The sequence below is a fragment of the Pseudomonas fluorescens genome, from assembly GCF_000967965.1.
GTDB lineage: Bacteria > Pseudomonadota > Gammaproteobacteria > Pseudomonadales > Pseudomonadaceae > Aquipseudomonas > Aquipseudomonas grandcourensis.
The window spans coordinates 64,657-81,420 of record NZ_LACC01000016.1 but is presented as its reverse complement, the minus strand read 5'-3'; the positions used below and the strand labels follow the sequence as shown (position 1 = coordinate 81,420).

Below are 16,764 nucleotides of genomic sequence, written 5' to 3'. Positions count from 1 at the left end.
ACATGACCGCCGCCATCCAACGGCGACTGGAGATTCCAGAGCCGCAAAGCGCCGAGCACACTGAACTGCATCCCGAACTGAACCATGCCCATGTTCGCTTCATCGGCCTGGGCAAAACCTACAACGGCCAGCAAGGCCCGGTGGCCGCGTTGCACGGCATCGACCTGGCGATCCAGCGCGGCGAAGTGTTCGGCATCATCGGTCGTAGCGGCGCTGGCAAGTCGTCGTTGATCCGCACCATCAATCGACTGGAACAGCCGAGCAGCGGTCGGGTGCTGATCGATCAAGTGGACATCGGCGAGTTCGACGAAGACCGCCTTGTGGCGCTACGTCGGCGCATCGGCATGATATTCCAGCACTTCAACCTGATGTCGGCCAAGACCGTTTGGCAGAACGTCGAGTTGCCGTTGAAAGTCGCTGGCGTGCCGAAGGAACAACGCGAGCAGAAGGTCCGTGAACTGCTGGAACTGGTGGGTTTGCAGGCCAAGCACAAGGCTTACCCGGCGCAGTTGTCCGGCGGGCAGAAACAGCGCGTGGGCATTGCCAGGGCGTTGGTGCATGACCCGGAAATTCTGCTGTGCGACGAAGCCACTTCAGCGCTGGACCCGGAGACCACGCAGTCGATCCTCGGCCTGCTGCGCGAGATCAATCAGCGCCTGGGCCTGACCATTGTGCTAATCACCCACGAGATGGCGGTGATCCGTGAGATCTGTGATCGCGTGGTTGTCCTGGAACACGGGCGCATCGTCGAGCAAGGGCCGGTGTGGGAAGTGTTCGGCAATCCGCAGCATGAGGTCAGCAAGACATTGCTGGCACCGTTGCAATACGCACTGCCGAAAGAGCTGCAAAGCCGTTTGCAGCCGCAGCCAAAGTCATCGGACGCCGCCGTGGTCCTGCGCTTGCAGTTCACCGGCAGCCAACGCGACGAACCGGACCTGGCGGCATTGTTCAGTGCCCTCGGAGGCCGTGTGCGATTGCTGCAAGGCGGCGTGGAACGGATTCAGGGCCATGCCCTCGGGCAACTGCTACTGGCGGTGACCGGCTCGACTCTCGGTGCCGAAGAGTTGCGTCAACGCGCCTCCCATTGGGCGCAACAGGTGGAGGTACTGGGCTATGTGGTTTGATCGCTTGCTGCAGGGTTTTATCGACACATTCTTGATGGTCGGCGTGTCGTCGTTGATCGCGCTGTTGGCGGGCATTCCGCTGGCGGTGATCCTGGTCACCAGCTCCAAGGGCGGCATCTACGAAGCCCCGGCGTTGAACCGCGCACTGGGCGCGTTCGTGAACCTGTTTCGCTCGATTCCGTTCCTGATTTTGATGGTGGCGCTGATTCCGTTCACCCGATTGATCGTCGGCACCACCTACGGCGTGTGGGCGGCCGTAGTGCCGCTGACCATCGCGGCCACGCCGTTCTTTGCACGCATTGCCGAGGTCAGCTTGCGCGAGGTCGATCATGGACTGATAGAAGCAGCGCAAGCCATGGGTTGCCGGCGTTGGCACATCGTTTGGCATGTGTTGTTGCCGGAAGCGCTGCCAGGGATTGTCGGCGGGTTCACCATCACCTTGGTCACCATGATCAACTCATCGGCCATGGCCGGGGCGATTGGCGCGGGTGGGTTGGGGGACATTGCCTATCGGTATGGGTATCAGCGCTTTGATAGCCAGATCATGCTGACGGTGATTGTGTTGCTGGTGGCGGTGGTGGCGGTGATTCAGTTGGGTGGGGACCGGTTGGCGCGGGGGTTGAACAAGCGCTGACGAGCTGAAGGTCACCATGCTTTTGTGGCGAGGGAGCTTGCTCCCGCTGGGCTGCGAAGCAGCCCCAAACCATTCAGTGCGGTGTGTCAGTGAAATTCGGGGGACAGATTTTACGATTGCTGCGCAATCGAGCGGGAGCAAGCTCCCTCGCCACAGGTGATCACATACTTCCAGAGGGAAGTTTTCGTACAGGGAAATCAGCCGTTCCGCAGGCCTGTTCCCTTTCCTTTGCAGGACATTTCCTAGATCATTTCGCTCGCTTGCGCCTGCCAAATCCGGTGGCTAGTCTCGGTCCGTCACTGCTCATCAGTGATCGGGTTTAGTAGCCCGGAACAATAGGCGCATAGCGATTCCATGCTCATGTCCGGCAAATTTTGCCGCATGCAGAATATGGTGGCTGTGCGTGGGGCACCTTCGGGTGCACCGGTTTTCCTATTGACCGGCCTACTAACCTGCGTACAGCCGCCACCCAATCGTTTAGTAGGCGATAAGTGATGGCTCCCATGCAGCAATAGGAGCAACACTCATGAAAAAATCCGTTCCCGATCCGCCTCCCGAAAATCCCACCAACGAAACCGTCACCGATGATTTGCTCAGAGATCGTTCCGCGCTTTACCGCGCCATTGATTTCCACCTCACCGGCAAACAACCCACACCACCCGATGAAATGCGCTTCTACAACGTCAGCAAGGACGTGAGTTTTGAAGACACCCAACTCTATGTCGCCGACCTGCTGCGCTGTGCTTCGGTCACGGCGTATCAGTGTGGCGATCAACTCAAGGGCGCCGACCGTGCGATGGTGTACTCGATCTGGCATTTGCTGGAAATTGCCAAGGCGATGGTGGATCACTCCATTGAGTGTTTGGGGATGAAAAAGGGCTGAATCTTCTGTTTTCAGTGATATCGCCTTCGCGAGCAGGCTCGCTCCTACAGTTGATCCTCAGTGCACACAATATTTATGCACGACGCGAATCATTGTAGGAGCGAGCCTGCTCGCGATGGGCTGCGCAGCAGCCCCCGACGCCATGGCGTATATTCGGTGAATCCAAATTGCCTGCGCAGCCGACCATGAAGCAAACACCCGACGACCTCGAACAGATCACCACCACGACCCTGGGCCACTACAACTCGACGGCCGAAAGTTTCCGAGAAGGCACGCGCGATCACGACGTCAGCCAGAACATCGATGCCCTGCTGCGGCACATTCAGGGCGAGGCACCTTTCGACATTCTCGATTTTGGCTGCGGGCCTGGACGCGATCTGCAGACGTTCACCCATATGGGCCACAAGGCAGTCGGCCTCGACGGTTCGGAAAAGTTCGCGCAGATGGCCCGTGAGGACAGCGGTTGCGAGGTGTGGCAGCAGGACTTCCTGAAGCTTGATCTGCTGGCCGAGCGTTTCGACGGGATCTTTGCCAACGCGGTGCTGTTTCATGTTCCGCGTCAGGAATTACCACGGGTGTTGAAGCAATTGTGGGGAACGCTGAAGCCAGGCGGGGTGTTGTTCAGTTCCAATCCCCGTGGCGAGAATCAGGAAGGCTGGAACGGGCCGCGTTATGGGTCGTATCACGACCTGGCGGCCTGGCAGCATTTGTTGATCGAGGCGGGGTTTGTGGAGCTGGAGCATTACTACCGGCCGGCCGGGCTGCCGCGGGAGCAGCAGCCTTGGTTGGCGAGTGTTTGGCGTAAAGCTGTGTAGCCAGTTCCGACGCCTTCGCGGGCAAGCCCGCTCCTACAGGGAACCGAGTTTTCCTGAACAACTCGGTCAACCTGTGGGAGCGGGCTTGCCCGCGAATAGAGCGCGAAGCGCTCGCCCTTACTGCGCCTCTTTCTTCGGCTCGCGAATCTTGTACCAGGCCACATACAGCGCCGGCAAAAACAGCAGCGTCAGCAAGGTGGCGATGACGATCCCGCCGATCATCGCGTAGGCCATCGGCCCCCAGAACACTTCCCGGGCAATTGGGATCATCCCCATGCTCGCCGCCGCAGCGGTCAGCAGGATCGGCCGACGTCGATGCTCGGTGGCCTGCACCACCGCATCCCACGGCGCGTAGCCCTTCTGCTCGTACTCTTCGATCTGGGTCACCAGGATCACCGAGTTACGGATGATGATACCGATCAGCGCCAGAATCCCGAGGATCGCCACGAAGCCCATAGGCGTGCCCGTCGGCACCAGCGCGATCACCACGCCGATCAGCCCCAACGGCGCAACGCTGGCCACCAGGAACAGCTTCTGCACGCTGTGCAGCTGGATCATCAGGAAGGTCGCCATCATGAACAGCATCAGCGGCACAACCTTGGCAATCGGCCCCTGGGCCTTGCCGCTTTCCTCCACCGTACCACCGGTGGCGACCTTGTAGCCCGCCGGCAACTTGGCAGCGAAAGCGTCGATGGACGGCTTGAGGATTTTCACCAGGTCCGTCGGCTGGATCTCGTCACGAATCGCTGCTTTGATGGTGATGGTCGGCAAGCGATCCCTACGCCATACCAACGGCTGCTCCAGTTCGTAACGCACGGTGGCAAACGCCAGCAATGGAATCGACGTGCCGCTAGGCGTGACGATTTGCAGGTTCTGCAGGGTTTCCGGCGTTCCGCGTTCGGAATCCACCGCGCGACCGACCACGTTGATCAGGTAAATGTCGTCATCGACCTGGGTCACCGTCTGGCCGCTGACGATGCCGTTCATCAGGTTGGCCACATCCTCGGAAGACAGCCCCAGTTGCCGCGCCTTGTCTTGGGCGATGTCGATGCGCAGGACTTTGCCCGGCTCGTTCCAGTCGTAGATGATCTCGCCAATGTGCGGGTTCTTGTCCAGCTCCGTGGCCAGGTCGATGGCATGTCGGCGCACCTGGTCGATGTCCTTGCCGCTGACCCGGTACTGGATCGGACGCCCTACCGGCGGGCCCATTTCCAGTGCCTGGACATAGCCGCCGATGCCGACGAAGTCGTTGCGCAAGCGCTCGCGAAGCTTCTGCATCATGGCTTCACGGGTATGGCCTTTGCTGACGATCACCAACTGCGCGTAGAACGGGTTTTGCAGTTGTTGGTCCAGTGGCAGGTAGAAACGGATCGCGCCCTGACCGACGTAGGTGCTCCAGCGCACGATGTCCGGATCGTCCTTGAGCGTGGCTTCGAGGCGATCGACGGCCCGGCGGGTTTCGTCGAGCGAGGAGTTTTGCGGCAGGTTCAGGTCGACCAGGATTTCCGGGCGATCCGAAGACGGGAAGAACTGGTTCTGCACGTAGCGCATGCTGAACAGCGCCAGCACAAAACACAGCACCGTAATGCCGATGGCCCACCAGCGATTGCGCATGCACCACAGCAGCCCGCCGTTGAACGCCTTGCCGATGCGCCCGGGTTCGCCTTCATGGGGTTTCACGTTGGCACTGAGAATGTGCACGCCGATCACCGGCGCAAACAGAACCGCCACCACCCATGACACCAGCATCGCGCAGGCGATCACCGCAAACAGGGTGTAGGTGTACTCACCGGCGGAGCTGGCGTTCAAGCCGATCGGCACGAAGCCCGCTACCGTCACCAGCGTACCGGTGAGCATCGGGAACGCCGTGGAGGTGTAGGCGAAGGTCGCCGCCTGCTCCTTGGTCTCGCCCAACTCCAGGCGCGTGACCATCATCTCAACGGTGATCATCGCATCGTCCACCAGCAGGCCGAGGGCGATGATCAGTGCACCTAGGGAAATCCGCTGCATGGTGATGCCGCTGTATTCCATGAACACGAACACCATCGCCAGCACCAACGGGATCGAGCACGCCACCACCAGCCCGGCGCGCACGCCAAGGCTGACGAAGCTGACCAGCAGCACGATCACCACCGCCTCGAACAAGGCACTGGTAAAGCCGCCGACGGCCTCTTCCACCACCACGGCCTGGTCGGAGACGTTGTAAATGCCGACACCCACCGGCAGGTCGGCGGTCAACTGGTCCATACGGGCGTGCAAGGCCTTGCCGAATGCCTGGACGTTGCCACCCGTCTGCATGGCAATCGCCAGGCCGATGGCCTGCTTGCCGTTGTAGCGGAATTCCGGCGAGGCCGGATCGACATAACCGCGACTGATTTCGGCAATGTCGGCCAGACGATAGTAGCGGTCGTTGAGCTTGAGGTTGACCTCGGCCAGGTCTTTCTCCGAAGCGAACTTCCCTGAAGTGCGCACCGAAATCCGCTCCGGCCCGGCCTCGATCACACCCGCCGGGGTCACGGCGTTCTGAGATTGCAGGCTCTGCACCACCTGACGCTCATCGATGCCCAGCGCTGCGAGTTTGCGTGTGGAGAAGTTCAGGTACAGCACTTCGTCCTGCTGGCCAACCATCTCGATCTTGCCTAACCCCGGCACGCCGCGAATTTCCATGCGCGCCTGTTCCACGTAGTCGCGCAACTGACGCAGGGTCAAGCCGTCGGCGGTGAAAGCGTAGATCGAGCCGAAGACGTCGCCGAACTCGTCGTTGAACGACGGCCCCTGTATGCCTTGCGGGAACTGGTATTTGATGTCGTTGATCTTCTTGCGTACCTGATACCAGATCTCCGGGATGTCCTTGGAGCTGGTGGTGTCGCGCAGGTACACGTACACCGTGGATTCACCGGGGCGCGTGTAGCTTTTTACATAGTCGAGGGAGTCGAGCTCTTCGAGCTTTTTCTCGATCCGGTCGGTGATCTGCTTGAGGGTTTCCTCCTGGGTCGCCCCCGGCCATTTGCTCTGGATCACCATGGTTTTGATGGTGAACGAAGGGTCTTCTTCGCGCCCCAGGTTGAAGTACGAGAACACACCCATCAGCAATGCGACGAACATCAGATACCAGATGAACGACTGATGCTTGAGGGCCCATTCCGAGAGGTTGAAAGGCCCTTTCATTGACTGTCCTCGTCGATTTTCACTTGTTGCCCCGGTTTGAGGCTGTTCACACCGGCACTGACCACCCGCTCGCCGTTCTTCACGCCGTCGGCCAGCACCACAGTGCTGTCGGTGCGGCTGATCACGGTGACGTCACGGGGGGAGACGGTTTTACTTTGTGCATCAATCACCCAGATGCGTGGCTTGCCATCGACCTCCTGCAGCGCGGTGACCGGCAACTCGATACGCGGCTTGATCGCCGAGCTCAGGGAGACGCTGATGGCCGTACCCAAGCGAAAGCCGGGCGGCGTTTCGGCCAGGGTCAAGCGGGCGCGACGGGTGCGTGTGGCGCTTTGAGCCTTGGGCTCGATCTCACGGATGATGGCGGTGGTGTTGATGCTTGGATCAAGTTGCGCAGCGACCAGGAACACCACATCGCTGGGCAGTTGATCGACCAGCGTATCGGGCAGGTCGATCACCGCTTCCTTGATGTCCGGTTGCGCCAGGGTCACCACTTGCTGACCGGCCGACACCACTTGCCCGGCCTCGGCGCTCCACTGGGTGACCACGGCTTTATGGTCGGCGCGCAGCTCGGTGTAGCCCAGTTGGTCCTTGCTCTGGTTGACGGCCGCCCGGGCCTGATCGAGTGAGGCCTGGGTGGTTTTCAGGTCGGTGTTGGCCTCGTCGAGTTGCGCTTGCGCGCCAACCCCGCGGTCAAACAAGGCTTGCTGACGCTGGGCCGTGGCCTTGGCGTTGATCAGTTGCGCCTGGATTTTCGACAGATCGCCCTGGGCCGAGCGCAATTGGTTCTGCTGGTCGGAAGGATCGAGGGTGGCAAGCAGCGTACCCTTCTCCACCTCGGTGCCGACATCGACGTTACGGCTGGCGATTCGCCCGCCCACACGGAAGCCGGTATCGGTTTCATAGCGCGCCTGGATGCTGCCGGCGAAGCGGCCCAGGTCCTCTTCGTTCAAGGTCTGGACCTTGATCGACAGCACCGGCCGTACCGGCGCTGGCGGCGGTTCGCTTTTGGAACAGGCGCTCAGCACCAGCCCGATGGACAACGCCCATAAAGGCTTCATGGCTTGGCTCCCCACGTCAGATCCTTGTAAGTATTTTCGGCAATTTCGACTTCCATGTCCGGGTGCAAGAGTTGTCCGCCCGCGATGATGACTTTGTCCCCGTCCTTCAACCCGTCGCTGATGATGACCTTGCCGGTCAGGTAGCGGCTGACCGTGACCGAATGCAATTGGGCCTTGCCCTTGTCGTCGACAATCCACACAGCAGGCTCACTGATGTTTTTGGTCAGCGCCGACCACGGCAACTCGATGGCCGACTTGCCCGATCCCCTGGCCGTGGCACTCACCACCGATCCCAACTGCATGCCGTCGGGCAGTTTGTCGAGGCCGACCTTGACCTGCACGGTTCCGGATTGCGCCGACACCGAGGGGGTGACTTCGCGCACGGTGCCAGTGGTCTTGATCGCCGGGTTGTCGAGCAGGCTCAGGACGATGGTTTGATCTTTCGGCTTCTCGGCCAGCAGTGATTCATAGACGTTGAACACCGCATCCCGGTCGCCGTCACGGGCCAGGCTGAAGACCGGCATGGTCGCCTGCACCACCTGGCCGACTTCGGCCTGACGCTCGGTAATGATTCCCGGTGCATCGGCGATCAGTGCCGTATAGCTCAGCTGATCCTTGGCATTGGCCAACTGCGCCTGGGCAGCGCTCAAGGCACTCTGACTACTGTGCAAGGCTGCCTGGGCCGAGTCGTATTCACTCTGGCTGGTGTAACCCTTGGGCAGCAATTTTTGCTGACGCACGAACGCCGCCGCACTCTGGGTCACCCGCGCCTGTTCGGCGACGACTTGCGCCTGGGCCGAATCGACACTGGTCTGCAAATCCTTCGGGTCGAGCCGGGCCAGCACTTGCTTGGCTGTCACTCGATCACCGACGTCAACCGAACGCTGGATGATCTTGCCACCCACACGAAAAGACAGCTCCGTCTGTATCCGCGCCTGGATATCACCGGTGAGGGTGACCGAAGCCGCGTAATCCGCCGGTTTGACGACTTGCACGAACACCCGTGGCAGGTATTCCTGCACGGGTTTTTTCTCGTCGCAAGCCGTCAGCAGGGTGACGACACTCAAGGCCATTACTACTTTCAATCCCGGAACCACCATGCAAACTCCTTGGCCTTTTTCATGTACAACACGACAGAGAGCTTAGAACAGGATGGGAACCTTGCACGAGCGTCTTATGAAGAAAAAATTCGAAGCGGGTTCAGCCTAAAACACTTGCCATAGACGCCTTCACGTACCCGACAATGGCCGACTCGTTTCATACCGCTTCAGGAATTCACATGCTCCAGACTCTCGCCGTGGCCAATTACCGCTCGATCAACAAACTGGTGATCCCGCTGGGCCGGCTGAATCTGATCACGGGTCCCAACGGCAGCGGCAAGTCCAACCTGTACCGTGCGCTGCGCCTGCTGGCGGAAACTGCCCACGGCGGCGTGGTCAATGCCCTGGCCCGTGAAGGTGGCCTGGACTCGACCTTCTGGGCCGGGCCGGAAAACATCTCCCGGCGCATGCGCACCGGCGAAGTCGCCATCGAGCCCACCGTGCGCCAGGGCGTCAAACGCCTGCGATTGGGGTTTGCCAGTGACGACTTCGGTTACTCGATCAGCCTCGGCCTGCCCGACTCCAATGGCCATTTCATGCTGCCCGGGCGCAGCTCGCCCATCCCGTCTTATTTCAGCCTCGACCCGCAGATCAAGCGCGAATGCCTGTGGGCCGGAGCGTTCTATCGCCCGGCCAGTCTGCTGGTCGATCGTGACGGTCCGATGATCCGTGCCCGCGCCGATCGCAAGTGGGATGTATTGGCGCAGCACACACCGACTTTCGACAGCCTGTTCGATCAGGTCGGCAGCCTGCGCGGTTCGCCGGAAGTACTGGAGATGCGCGAGTTCATCCGCCGCTGGCGCTTCTACGATCACTTTCGCAGCGATGCCGACGCCCCGGTGCGGCAACCTCAACTGGGCACCCGCACGCCGGTGCTGCACCACGACGGGCGCGACCTGGCGGCAGCCTTGCAGACGATCATCGAAATTGGCGACCCCGAGGCATTGTGGGCGGCGATCAGTGATGCCTTCCCCGGCGCACGACTGAACATCGAACCACTGCCGGGTGGACGTTTCGCCATCGAGTTCTTTCAGGAAGGTTTGTTGCGGCCGCTGTCGGCCGCCGAGTTGTCGGACGGAACCTTGCGTTACCTGCTGTTGGTCGCGGCGCTGCTGACGCCACGGCCGCCGACGCTGATGGTGCTGAACGAACCGGAAACCAGCCTTCACCCGGATCTGCTGCCGGCGCTGGCGCGCTTGATCATCCGCGCGTCCGAGCAGTGCCAGGTGTGGGTGGTGTCCCATGCCCGGCGCTTGATTTCGGCGTTGCAGGAAGACCCGGAGTGCAATTGCATCGTGTTGGAGAGGAATCTCGGGCAGACCGGGATTGTCGGACAGCGGATGCTGGATGAGCCGGCTTGGTATTGGCCGGAGTGAAGTCAAGCAAACCTCCGCAAGCAGGATTTACAGAGCTAAGTGCTGCGAATACTGCTTATAGAACTACGCCGCGACGAACCGAACTTAAATAATGATGCTTCACCACCAAGATTTCTCAACGCAGCATCGATCTCTGGTGTCATCCAGTTAAAAGGTCTTTCATCAAACAAGTCCAGTGGCGGCGCGTTAGCCGCTGGTGTGAACTGTGATGGATCCGGTGCTGATGGCTCATAATTTCGCGGCAACAAAATGTTCGAGGGCCTTGAGCTCCTGGATACGGCGATACCTTTCACACCTGATTGTTTTTCACCCAGTGCTTTTAACCCAGCGATGGCTTTTGGATCGAGCGCAACCCAGGCCGAACCTGCCTTGCCCAGAACAGCACCGGTCACCAGTGCTGCAGATACAAAAGCCAACGGTGTGATCAACGGAGATTCAGGATCAACCGCGGCAATGATGGTACTCGCCAAGCCTGTCGCAGCCACTCCTACACCCATGATTCCGCCGGTAGCGGAGGCCATTGCACCAACGATTTGCTTAGGACTTGCTCGAAATACGGCTCCATTCGCCAAAGCCTTGTTGGCGACTTTAAAAGACACAGAAGGCTTCAAAGTGAGGAGCGAGCTGAACAGGCCTCCTGTGCTGGTGAATATTTTGAGCACATTGACGAACCGCCCCGTCGGATCACTGAAGTTCACCGGATCGCCTAAACAATACGCATACGGATTCAACCCACCCCGACCAAACGGGCTCAAACTGTCCGGGCTGTTGAAGCGCATCAGCACCGGGTTGAACGCCCGATGCCCGTTGCCCAGCAGGTAATGGCCGGTGGCCGGATCGACCACTTCGCCGGTGAATCCGAGCAAACCGCCGGTACCACTTTCGACCCGCCGATGACCGTAGGGCGCGTAGACCTGAAGCACAACTCCGTCAGGTCCGGCCATCTGCAATGCCGAACGTTGCTGATCGGTGACCAGCAACTGGCTGTTGCGCTCGGCGCCGTCAAACGATTGCACTGCCAGCAGTTGCCTGTCGTGTTGAAGCACACAGTACCCATCCTGACCTTTCAGTTGCGTCACCAGATGTTCGCCGCGATAGAACCGGGTCAGCTTTTCCAGCTCCAACGGCTCCAACTCGACCAGCCGGTCAAGGGCATCATAGCGGTAGCGATTGAGGGGGCGAGTCAATGCGCTCATGAGGGTCAACTCCCGGCGAGGGAAGCAGTTTGCACCCGCTTGAATGCGTCGGCACCTAGCAGAACTGTTAGTGCCGAGAGAAAACTGACGCCCGGGTTTGCCCAGACAAGAGAGGACAGCTACTTTCCATTGCGCCGCAGGAAGGATCTTTTTTTCAAAACGCCGCTCCAAGGACGAACCACTTTTGGCCAGACTCCCGGCCAAACCTCACAAGGACGAGAACATGACAGACGTACAACCGCCGCAACGGCTGGATCCGCAGGAAATTCTGAAAATCTTGATGGCGTTGCGCAAGGCCTTGAAGGCCAAGCCGGCCTGAAGGTTTTCAGCAGGCTCTGGATTGTTTTTTTGTGGCGAGGGAGCTTGCTCCCGCTGGGTTGCGGAGCAACCCCAAAACCTGCGATCAGACTCTTCCAGACACACCGCTTTGCCGGTATTTGCGACTGCTGCGTAGCCGAACGGGAGCGAGCTCCCTCGCCACAAAAGCGCCCTCGCCGCAGGGATACACATAAAAAAACGCCGACGCTAAATCAGCCGTCGGCGTTTGAAACCTTGAAGGGGTTTACTTCGCGAATCAGAACGCAGGCAGTACCGCGCCGCTGTACTTTTTCTCGATGAAGGCTTTCACTTCCGGGCTGGTCAGGGCCTTGGCCAGTTTCTGGATGGCTACGCTGTCCTTGTTGTCCGGACGGGCCACCAGGAAGTTCACGTAAGGCGAATCGGCACCTTCGATCACCAGAGCGTCTTTAGCCGGGTTCAAACCCGCTTCCAGCGCGTAGTTGGTGTTGATCATGTCCAGGTCGACCTGATCCAGCACGCGCGGCAACATCGCGGACTCAAGTTCCTTGAACTTGAAGTTGTGCGGGTTCTTGGCGATGTCTTTCGGCGTGGCCAGGGCGTTTTTCGGGTCTTTCAACTCGATCAGGCCAGCCTTCTGCAGCAGGATCAGGGCACGGCCGCTGTTGCTGCCTTCGTTCGGGATGGCGATGGTCGCGCCGTCTTTCAGCTCAGCCAGGGTTTTGACTTTCTTCGAGTAGCCACCGAAGGGTTCAACGTGAACACCGATCACGGTTTCCAAGTGAGTGCCTTTGCCTTCGTTGAAGCTCTTCAGGTACGGCAGGGTCTGGAAGTAGTTGGCGTCCAGACGCTTCTGGTCGACCTGAACGTTCGGTTGAACGTAGTCGGTGAACACTTTGATTTCCAGGTCCACGCCTTCTTTGGCGAGGGTTGGCTTGATCAGCTCGAGAATCTCGGCGTGTGGCACCGGGGTCGCGGCAACCACCAGTTTCTCGCCAGCCTGGGCCAGGCCCGTGGTCAGGGCAGCCGCCAGTGCGGTGAACAACAGAACCTTTTTCATGCAGTGTCCTTATCGAAAATCACAGTCGCTTGTGGCGACGGCTTGAATATGAGAGTGCCAGTGAAGTGCTATCGCTGGCGTGAAGCGGACAATACCGGGATTTTTTATTCCCGAACAATAACGTTTATTCAGCTTCATATTCCATTTTGTTCATACAGCGCGTTAAAGCGTCTGCGTCAGGCTTTCCAGCAGGCGTTTCAGTGCCGAACGCTCGCTGGCAGTACCATTTTTGCTTGTATAAACAATGTGTTGCTCGATTTTTTCGAGTGAAATCGAGGGCTCCGCCAGGTTCAGATGCTCCGGCAAAATCTCGTCGCCCGTACTCACCAGCAGCGCAAAGTGAATGATGTTTTCCAGTTCCCGGGTATTGCCCGGCCAACTGTGGCGTTCCAGTACAAGCTGCGCCGCTTCGCTGATCAGCGGCACTGGCAAGTCGAGGCGCTGGCTGTAGATCCCGAGGAAGTATTCGGCCAGCGACAGGATGTCACCCGTGCGTTCGCGCAGTGCCGGCAGTTCGAGCTGGCCTTCGCTGAGGTAGTGATAGAGCCGTTCATTGAATTTTCCGGCGGCAACCGCCTGGGCCAGATCGATGCTGGTGGCCGCCACAAGACGCACATCCACCGGGCTCGGCTGCTGGGCACCGACGCGGGTGACTTCGTGGTTTTCCAGCGCGGCGAGCAATTTGATCTGGATCGGCAGCGGCAAATCGCCGATTTCGTCCAGGTACAGCGTGCCGCCGTTGGCCGAACCGAACCACCCGGCGCGGCTGCTCGCCGAGCCGCTGTAGCTGCCCGCCGCATAGCCAAACAACTCGGCGTCGGCGTAGGTCGGGCTGATGGCGCCGCAGTTGACCGACACGAACAACCCGCCGCGATCACTGGCGCGGTGGATATGGCGGGCCAACAATTCCTTGCCGGTGCCGGTTTCGCCACGGATAAGCACTGACACTGAACGCGTGGCCAGTTGTTCGAGGTCTTCACGTAATTGCCGTGACCGTGGATCGACAAACACCAGCGCCTTGGCGCGAATGCTCAGGGGACTTTTTTCGGCATCGGGAAAGGTCAGCAGTGGCTGGCCGAAGGTTTCAAAGCTCATGGCAGACTCCCGCCCAAAACCGCCGGGAGACGGGGGCGTTAAATAAAAAAAGTGTTCAAGCGCGGCGCAGGGCGTGGTGTTCCATGCGGTTTTGCAGGCGATAGAGATAGGCAAAACCCTGCTCCCAACGCTGATGACCGGACTTCACGTTGATATGCCCTGCCCCCGCCAGAATCCCCGCCTCGGCGCCCCAGTTACGCGCCAGCTCCAGGGCCCGCGGTGCACTGACGGCGCTGTCGTTGTCGGAGCTGACGATCTGGCTGGGGAATGGCAGCAGATCCGTCGGAATCGGCGCGAAGTTGCGCAAAGCCGGCGCGCAGGCCGGGCGTTCGACGTCTGCCGGCGCGACGAGCAAGGCGCCGCGCACTTGACGCAAAAACTGCACCGGGGCGCTCGCTGCCCAATGGGCGACGGTGATGCAACCCAGGCTGTGGGCAATGAGAATCACCGGCGTGCTGTCGGCGGCAATCGCCTCGGCCAGCGCCGCGACCCAGTCTTCACGGCGCGGCGTCAGCCAGTCGGCCTGTTCCACCCGTGCGCTGTTCGGCAGGCTGTTCTGCCAGTGGCTTTGCCAATGATCTTCTGGCGATCCTTGCCAGCCCGGCACAATCAGGTAGCGAATTGATTCGTTGCGCATGGGGGGAGCTCTCCTGCTGCGTGTCTGTTCCCGGTCGAGTATAGGGAGAGGATTTATATTCGTTAAGGAATAAGAAGCTATTTATTAAGACCTATATTGAATATATAACGCATAACCTGCTGGATTAGTGGTGCTGCTGAAATCGAGGCAAAAAAAGGGCCGCACCCTGCCAAGGAGACGGCCCCGGAAAACGAAAATCTGTTAACGCGCAGTAATCACCGACAACTTGGTAATCCCTGCTCGCTCGATCGACGCCATGGCCCGCGCCACTTCGCCGTAATTCACCCCATCGTCCGCCTGCAACTGCACACGCACCTCGGGGTCCTTGGCCTTCGCCGACTTGAGGTTGAACTCCAGCAAGTCCGCTTGTATCTCGTCCTTGTTGATAAACAGTTTGCCGGCACCGTCGATGCTCACCACCAACGGGTCTTTCTGCTCCACCGGCGCCACCGCTTCGGTCTTTGGCAGGTTGATCGGAATGGCGTTGGTCAGCAGCGGTGCGGTGACGATGAACACCACCAGCAACACCAGCATCACATCCACCAGCGGCGTCACGTTGATCTCGCTGAGCACCTCATCAGTGTCTTGCGTGGAGAAGGCCATATCAGGACGCCTCCTTCACTTTCTGCGCATTGCCCTGGGCTGTCGCCTTGTGCACCGTCGGGTGGATCAGCACACGGAACGAACTCTTCTGCGCCAGGCTGTAGAAGTCGTGGGCGAAGTCATCCAGGTCCGCCGCCGTCAGTTTCAAACGACGCAAAAAATAGTTGTAAACCAGCACCGCCGGCACCGCGACGGCGATCCCTACGCCGGTGGCGACCAGTGCCGCGCCAATCGGCCCAGCGACCGTTTCAAGGCTTGCCGAGCCCGCCGCGCTGATGCCTTTCAACGCTTCCATGATTCCCCACACCGTGCCGAACAAACCAATGAACGGCGAGGTGCTGCCAATACTCGCGACCACCGCCAACCCGGTTTCCAGCGACCGGCGCTCACGCACGATCTGCTGACGCAAGGCACGCTCCAGACGATCCTGATGGTTGATCGCCTGGCTCAAGTCCGCCGCCTGTGGCGTCTCGCCCACCTGGATTGCCGCATAACCGGCCTGTGCAACCCGGGCTGCCGCGCCGGGCCGGGTTTCGCTCAGTTCCGCCGCCGAGTCGAGGCTCGAAGCGGCCCAGAACAGTTGATGAAACTTTCGATCCTGTGCCTTGAGGCGAGCGAACTGCACGCCCTTGGTCAATGCCAGCCCCCAGGTCGCGACGGAAAAAACCACCAGCAGCCAGATCACCGCGCTTTCGATGGATTCAAGTGGAGATGCCAGTAACGTCATGGTGTATTCCTCGTGTAAACGTTTCGCGCGAATTTGGTTTCGGTTTAATGAATCTTGAAATCGATGGGCACGCTGACCCAGCCGTCCTGGGCGACATCACCTTGCTTGGCCGGCACGAAACTCCAGCGTTTCACCGCGTTCAGCGCGGCTTCGTCGAGTGCATCGCGACCGCTGCTTTTCTGCAGCTGGATCTCGCCGGGCTTGCCGCTGGCCAGCACATGCACGCGCAACAACACCGTGCCTTCCCAGCCTTTACGCTGGGCCAGCGAGGGGTATTCCGGCGCCGGGTTTTTCAAGTAACCGGCGGTGGCCGAGGCCGGTGTCACAGGTGCGGGCGCAGGCGGTGCAGGTGGCGCCGGGGCCGCGACAGGCGCTGCCGGTTGTGGCGGCGCAGGTGGTTGTTCAACGGCTTTTGGCGCCGGCTTCGCTACCGGTTTGGCGGCAGGTTTGGGCTTGGGAACCGGCTTCGGTGGAGGTGGTTTCACCGCCAGTTCGTCTTCCACGGGAGCAGGCGGCTCCACCACAGGCTGGACAGGTTGCGGTGGCGGCGGCTCGACCACCGGTGGCGCCGGACGCGAGAACTCGATGGTCATCGGCGGAATCTCCGGCGGCACGATGGGCAGCACGGTGGTCGGCTGTTGATTGACCCAGTAGATCACCGCGCCATGCACCAGCAACGCCAGCACGCCCAGCACGATCGCTTCCCGTCGGCGAAGGACGCCCTTGGGCGCGCGCTGCAAACGCAACTGGCCCAAGGGCACCCGGTGCGGTCGGCCGAGGTCGACCAACTCACCACCGGGTGCCTGGCGCCACAGCACCTCATGTGCACTGGCGGCGATCTGGACATTGCCCATTGTTTAACTCCCTGCGGTCTCTTTGCGATTTACCGGAACGTCGTACTGAACATCCCCCGACGACGTCCTGGTAGAGCAATCATTGGGTGGAACACTTAGTTCTTAAAGTAATGTTTAAACTTATGTTTAGACCT

Annotated in this window: 15 protein-coding genes; 5 read left to right on the top strand and 10 right to left on the bottom strand. The window is 60.0% G+C overall.

Annotated features, from left to right (window positions below):
* Positions 1-2: 2 nt before the first annotated feature.
* The 4 genes from VC35_RS13735 to VC35_RS13720 all read left to right on the top strand — a co-directional run bounded on the left by VC35_RS13735 (position 3) and on the right by VC35_RS13720 (position 3,456).
* Positions 3-1,124, top strand: a complete 1,122-nt coding sequence (locus VC35_RS13735) for a methionine ABC transporter ATP-binding protein (RefSeq protein ID WP_046040757.1) — start codon at positions 3-5, stop codon at positions 1,122-1,124.
* Positions 1,114-1,758 carry a methionine ABC transporter permease gene (locus VC35_RS13730; protein ID WP_046040756.1) on the top strand — a complete coding sequence of 215 codons (645 nt, stop codon included), beginning with the start codon at positions 1,114-1,116 and terminating at the stop codon, positions 1,756-1,758. Before VC35_RS13735 ends, VC35_RS13730 begins: the two co-directional genes overlap by 11 nt.
* Positions 1,759-2,284: 526 nt before the next feature.
* A complete protein-coding gene (locus tag VC35_RS13725) occupies positions 2,285-2,641 on the top strand; it encodes a DUF6124 family protein (protein WP_046040755.1) in 357 nt (118 codons plus the stop codon).
* 185 nt (positions 2,642-2,826) lie between these two features.
* On the top strand, positions 2,827-3,456 hold the full coding sequence (locus VC35_RS13720) for a class I SAM-dependent methyltransferase (protein WP_046040753.1): 630 nt from the start codon (positions 2,827-2,829) through the stop codon (positions 3,454-3,456).
* Positions 3,457-3,573: 117 nt separating this feature from the next.
* Here the strand turns inward: VC35_RS13720 and VC35_RS13715 are convergent, their stop codons facing one another.
* The 3 genes from VC35_RS13715 to VC35_RS13705 are packed head-to-tail and all read right to left on the bottom strand — an operon-like array spanning position 3,574 to position 8,785.
* Positions 3,574-6,624, bottom strand: a complete 3,051-nt coding sequence (locus VC35_RS13715; protein ID WP_046040751.1) for an efflux RND transporter permease subunit — start codon at positions 6,622-6,624, stop codon at positions 3,574-3,576.
* Complete coding sequence (locus VC35_RS13710; RefSeq protein ID WP_046040749.1) at positions 6,621-7,685, bottom strand: efflux RND transporter periplasmic adaptor subunit; 1,065 nt, start codon at positions 7,683-7,685, stop codon at positions 6,621-6,623. The genes VC35_RS13715 and VC35_RS13710 overlap by 4 nt, the downstream gene beginning before the upstream one ends.
* Positions 7,682-8,785, bottom strand: coding sequence for an efflux RND transporter periplasmic adaptor subunit (locus VC35_RS13705; protein WP_046040748.1), 1,104 nt, complete (start codon positions 8,783-8,785; stop codon positions 7,682-7,684). Before VC35_RS13705 ends, VC35_RS13710 begins: the two co-directional genes overlap by 4 nt.
* 179 nt (positions 8,786-8,964) lie before the next feature.
* On the opposite strand from VC35_RS13705, the gene VC35_RS13700 reads away from it, so the two are divergent.
* Entirely contained in the window at positions 8,965-10,161 is a 1,197-nt protein-coding gene (locus tag VC35_RS13700) for an AAA family ATPase (protein ID WP_046040747.1), read from the top strand.
* A 35-nt stretch (positions 10,162-10,196) separates the two neighbouring features.
* On the opposite strand, the gene VC35_RS28400 is transcribed toward VC35_RS13700, so the two are convergent.
* The 7 genes from VC35_RS28400 to VC35_RS13665 form a co-directional block, all read right to left on the bottom strand.
* Complete coding sequence (locus VC35_RS28400; protein WP_052960562.1) at positions 10,197-11,357, bottom strand: RHS repeat-associated core domain-containing protein; 1,161 nt, start codon at positions 11,355-11,357, stop codon at positions 10,197-10,199.
* 574 nt (positions 11,358-11,931) lie between these two features.
* Positions 11,932-12,714 carry a MetQ/NlpA family ABC transporter substrate-binding protein gene (locus VC35_RS13690; RefSeq protein ID WP_046040746.1) on the bottom strand — a complete coding sequence of 261 codons (783 nt, stop codon included), beginning with the start codon at positions 12,712-12,714 and terminating at the stop codon, positions 11,932-11,934.
* A gap of 162 nt (positions 12,715-12,876) precedes the next feature.
* Positions 12,877-13,809, bottom strand: a complete 933-nt coding sequence (locus VC35_RS13685; protein ID WP_046040745.1) for a sigma 54-interacting transcriptional regulator — start codon at positions 13,807-13,809, stop codon at positions 12,877-12,879.
* Positions 13,810-13,864: 55 nt separating this feature from the next.
* Complete coding sequence (locus tag VC35_RS13680) at positions 13,865-14,446, bottom strand: alpha/beta hydrolase (protein ID WP_046040744.1); 582 nt, start codon at positions 14,444-14,446, stop codon at positions 13,865-13,867.
* Positions 14,447-14,647: 201 nt separating this feature from the next.
* Entirely contained in the window at positions 14,648-15,049 is a 402-nt protein-coding gene (locus VC35_RS13675; protein ID WP_046040743.1) for an ExbD/TolR family protein, read from the bottom strand.
* Between the two features lies 1 nt (position 15,050).
* Positions 15,051-15,776 (bottom strand): MotA/TolQ/ExbB proton channel family protein, encoded by a 726-nt coding sequence (locus VC35_RS13670; protein WP_046040742.1) that lies wholly within the window; start codon positions 15,774-15,776, stop codon positions 15,051-15,053.
* A 44-nt stretch (positions 15,777-15,820) separates the two neighbouring features.
* Positions 15,821-16,630 carry an energy transducer TonB gene (locus tag VC35_RS13665; RefSeq protein ID WP_046040741.1) on the bottom strand — a complete coding sequence of 270 codons (810 nt, stop codon included), beginning with the start codon at positions 16,628-16,630 and terminating at the stop codon, positions 15,821-15,823.
* Between the last annotated feature and the right edge of the window lie 134 nt (positions 16,631-16,764).

Coding starts and splice junctions, on each gene's coding strand:
- VC35_RS13705 (WP_046040748.1), bottom strand. CDS start 8,785: ATGGTGGTTCCGGGATTGAAAGTAGTAATGGCCTTGAGTGTCGTCACC.
- VC35_RS13735 (WP_046040757.1), top strand. CDS start 3: ATGACCGCCGCCATCCAACGGCGACTGGAGATTCCAGAGCCGCAAAGC.
- VC35_RS13715 (WP_046040751.1), bottom strand. CDS start 6,624: ATGAAAGGGCCTTTCAACCTCTCGGAATGGGCCCTCAAGCATCAGTCG.
- VC35_RS28400 (WP_052960562.1), bottom strand. CDS start 11,357: ATGAGCGCATTGACTCGCCCCCTCAATCGCTACCGCTATGATGCCCTT.
- VC35_RS13670 (WP_046040742.1), bottom strand. CDS start 15,776: ATGACGTTACTGGCATCTCCACTTGAATCCATCGAAAGCGCGGTGATC.
- VC35_RS13700 (WP_046040747.1), top strand. CDS start 8,965: ATGCTCCAGACTCTCGCCGTGGCCAATTACCGCTCGATCAACAAACTG.
- VC35_RS13675 (WP_046040743.1), bottom strand. CDS start 15,049: ATGGCCTTCTCCACGCAAGACACTGATGAGGTGCTCAGCGAGATCAAC.
- VC35_RS13720 (WP_046040753.1), top strand. CDS start 2,827: ATGAAGCAAACACCCGACGACCTCGAACAGATCACCACCACGACCCTG.
- VC35_RS13730 (WP_046040756.1), top strand. CDS start 1,114: ATGTGGTTTGATCGCTTGCTGCAGGGTTTTATCGACACATTCTTGATG.
- VC35_RS13665 (WP_046040741.1), bottom strand. CDS start 16,630: ATGGGCAATGTCCAGATCGCCGCCAGTGCACATGAGGTGCTGTGGCGC.
- VC35_RS13680 (WP_046040744.1), bottom strand. CDS start 14,446: ATGCGCAACGAATCAATTCGCTACCTGATTGTGCCGGGCTGGCAAGGA.
- VC35_RS13690 (WP_046040746.1), bottom strand. CDS start 12,714: ATGAAAAAGGTTCTGTTGTTCACCGCACTGGCGGCTGCCCTGACCACG.
- VC35_RS13710 (WP_046040749.1), bottom strand. CDS start 7,685: ATGAAGCCTTTATGGGCGTTGTCCATCGGGCTGGTGCTGAGCGCCTGT.
- VC35_RS13685 (WP_046040745.1), bottom strand. CDS start 13,809: ATGAGCTTTGAAACCTTCGGCCAGCCACTGCTGACCTTTCCCGATGCC.
- VC35_RS13725 (WP_046040755.1), top strand. CDS start 2,285: ATGAAAAAATCCGTTCCCGATCCGCCTCCCGAAAATCCCACCAACGAA.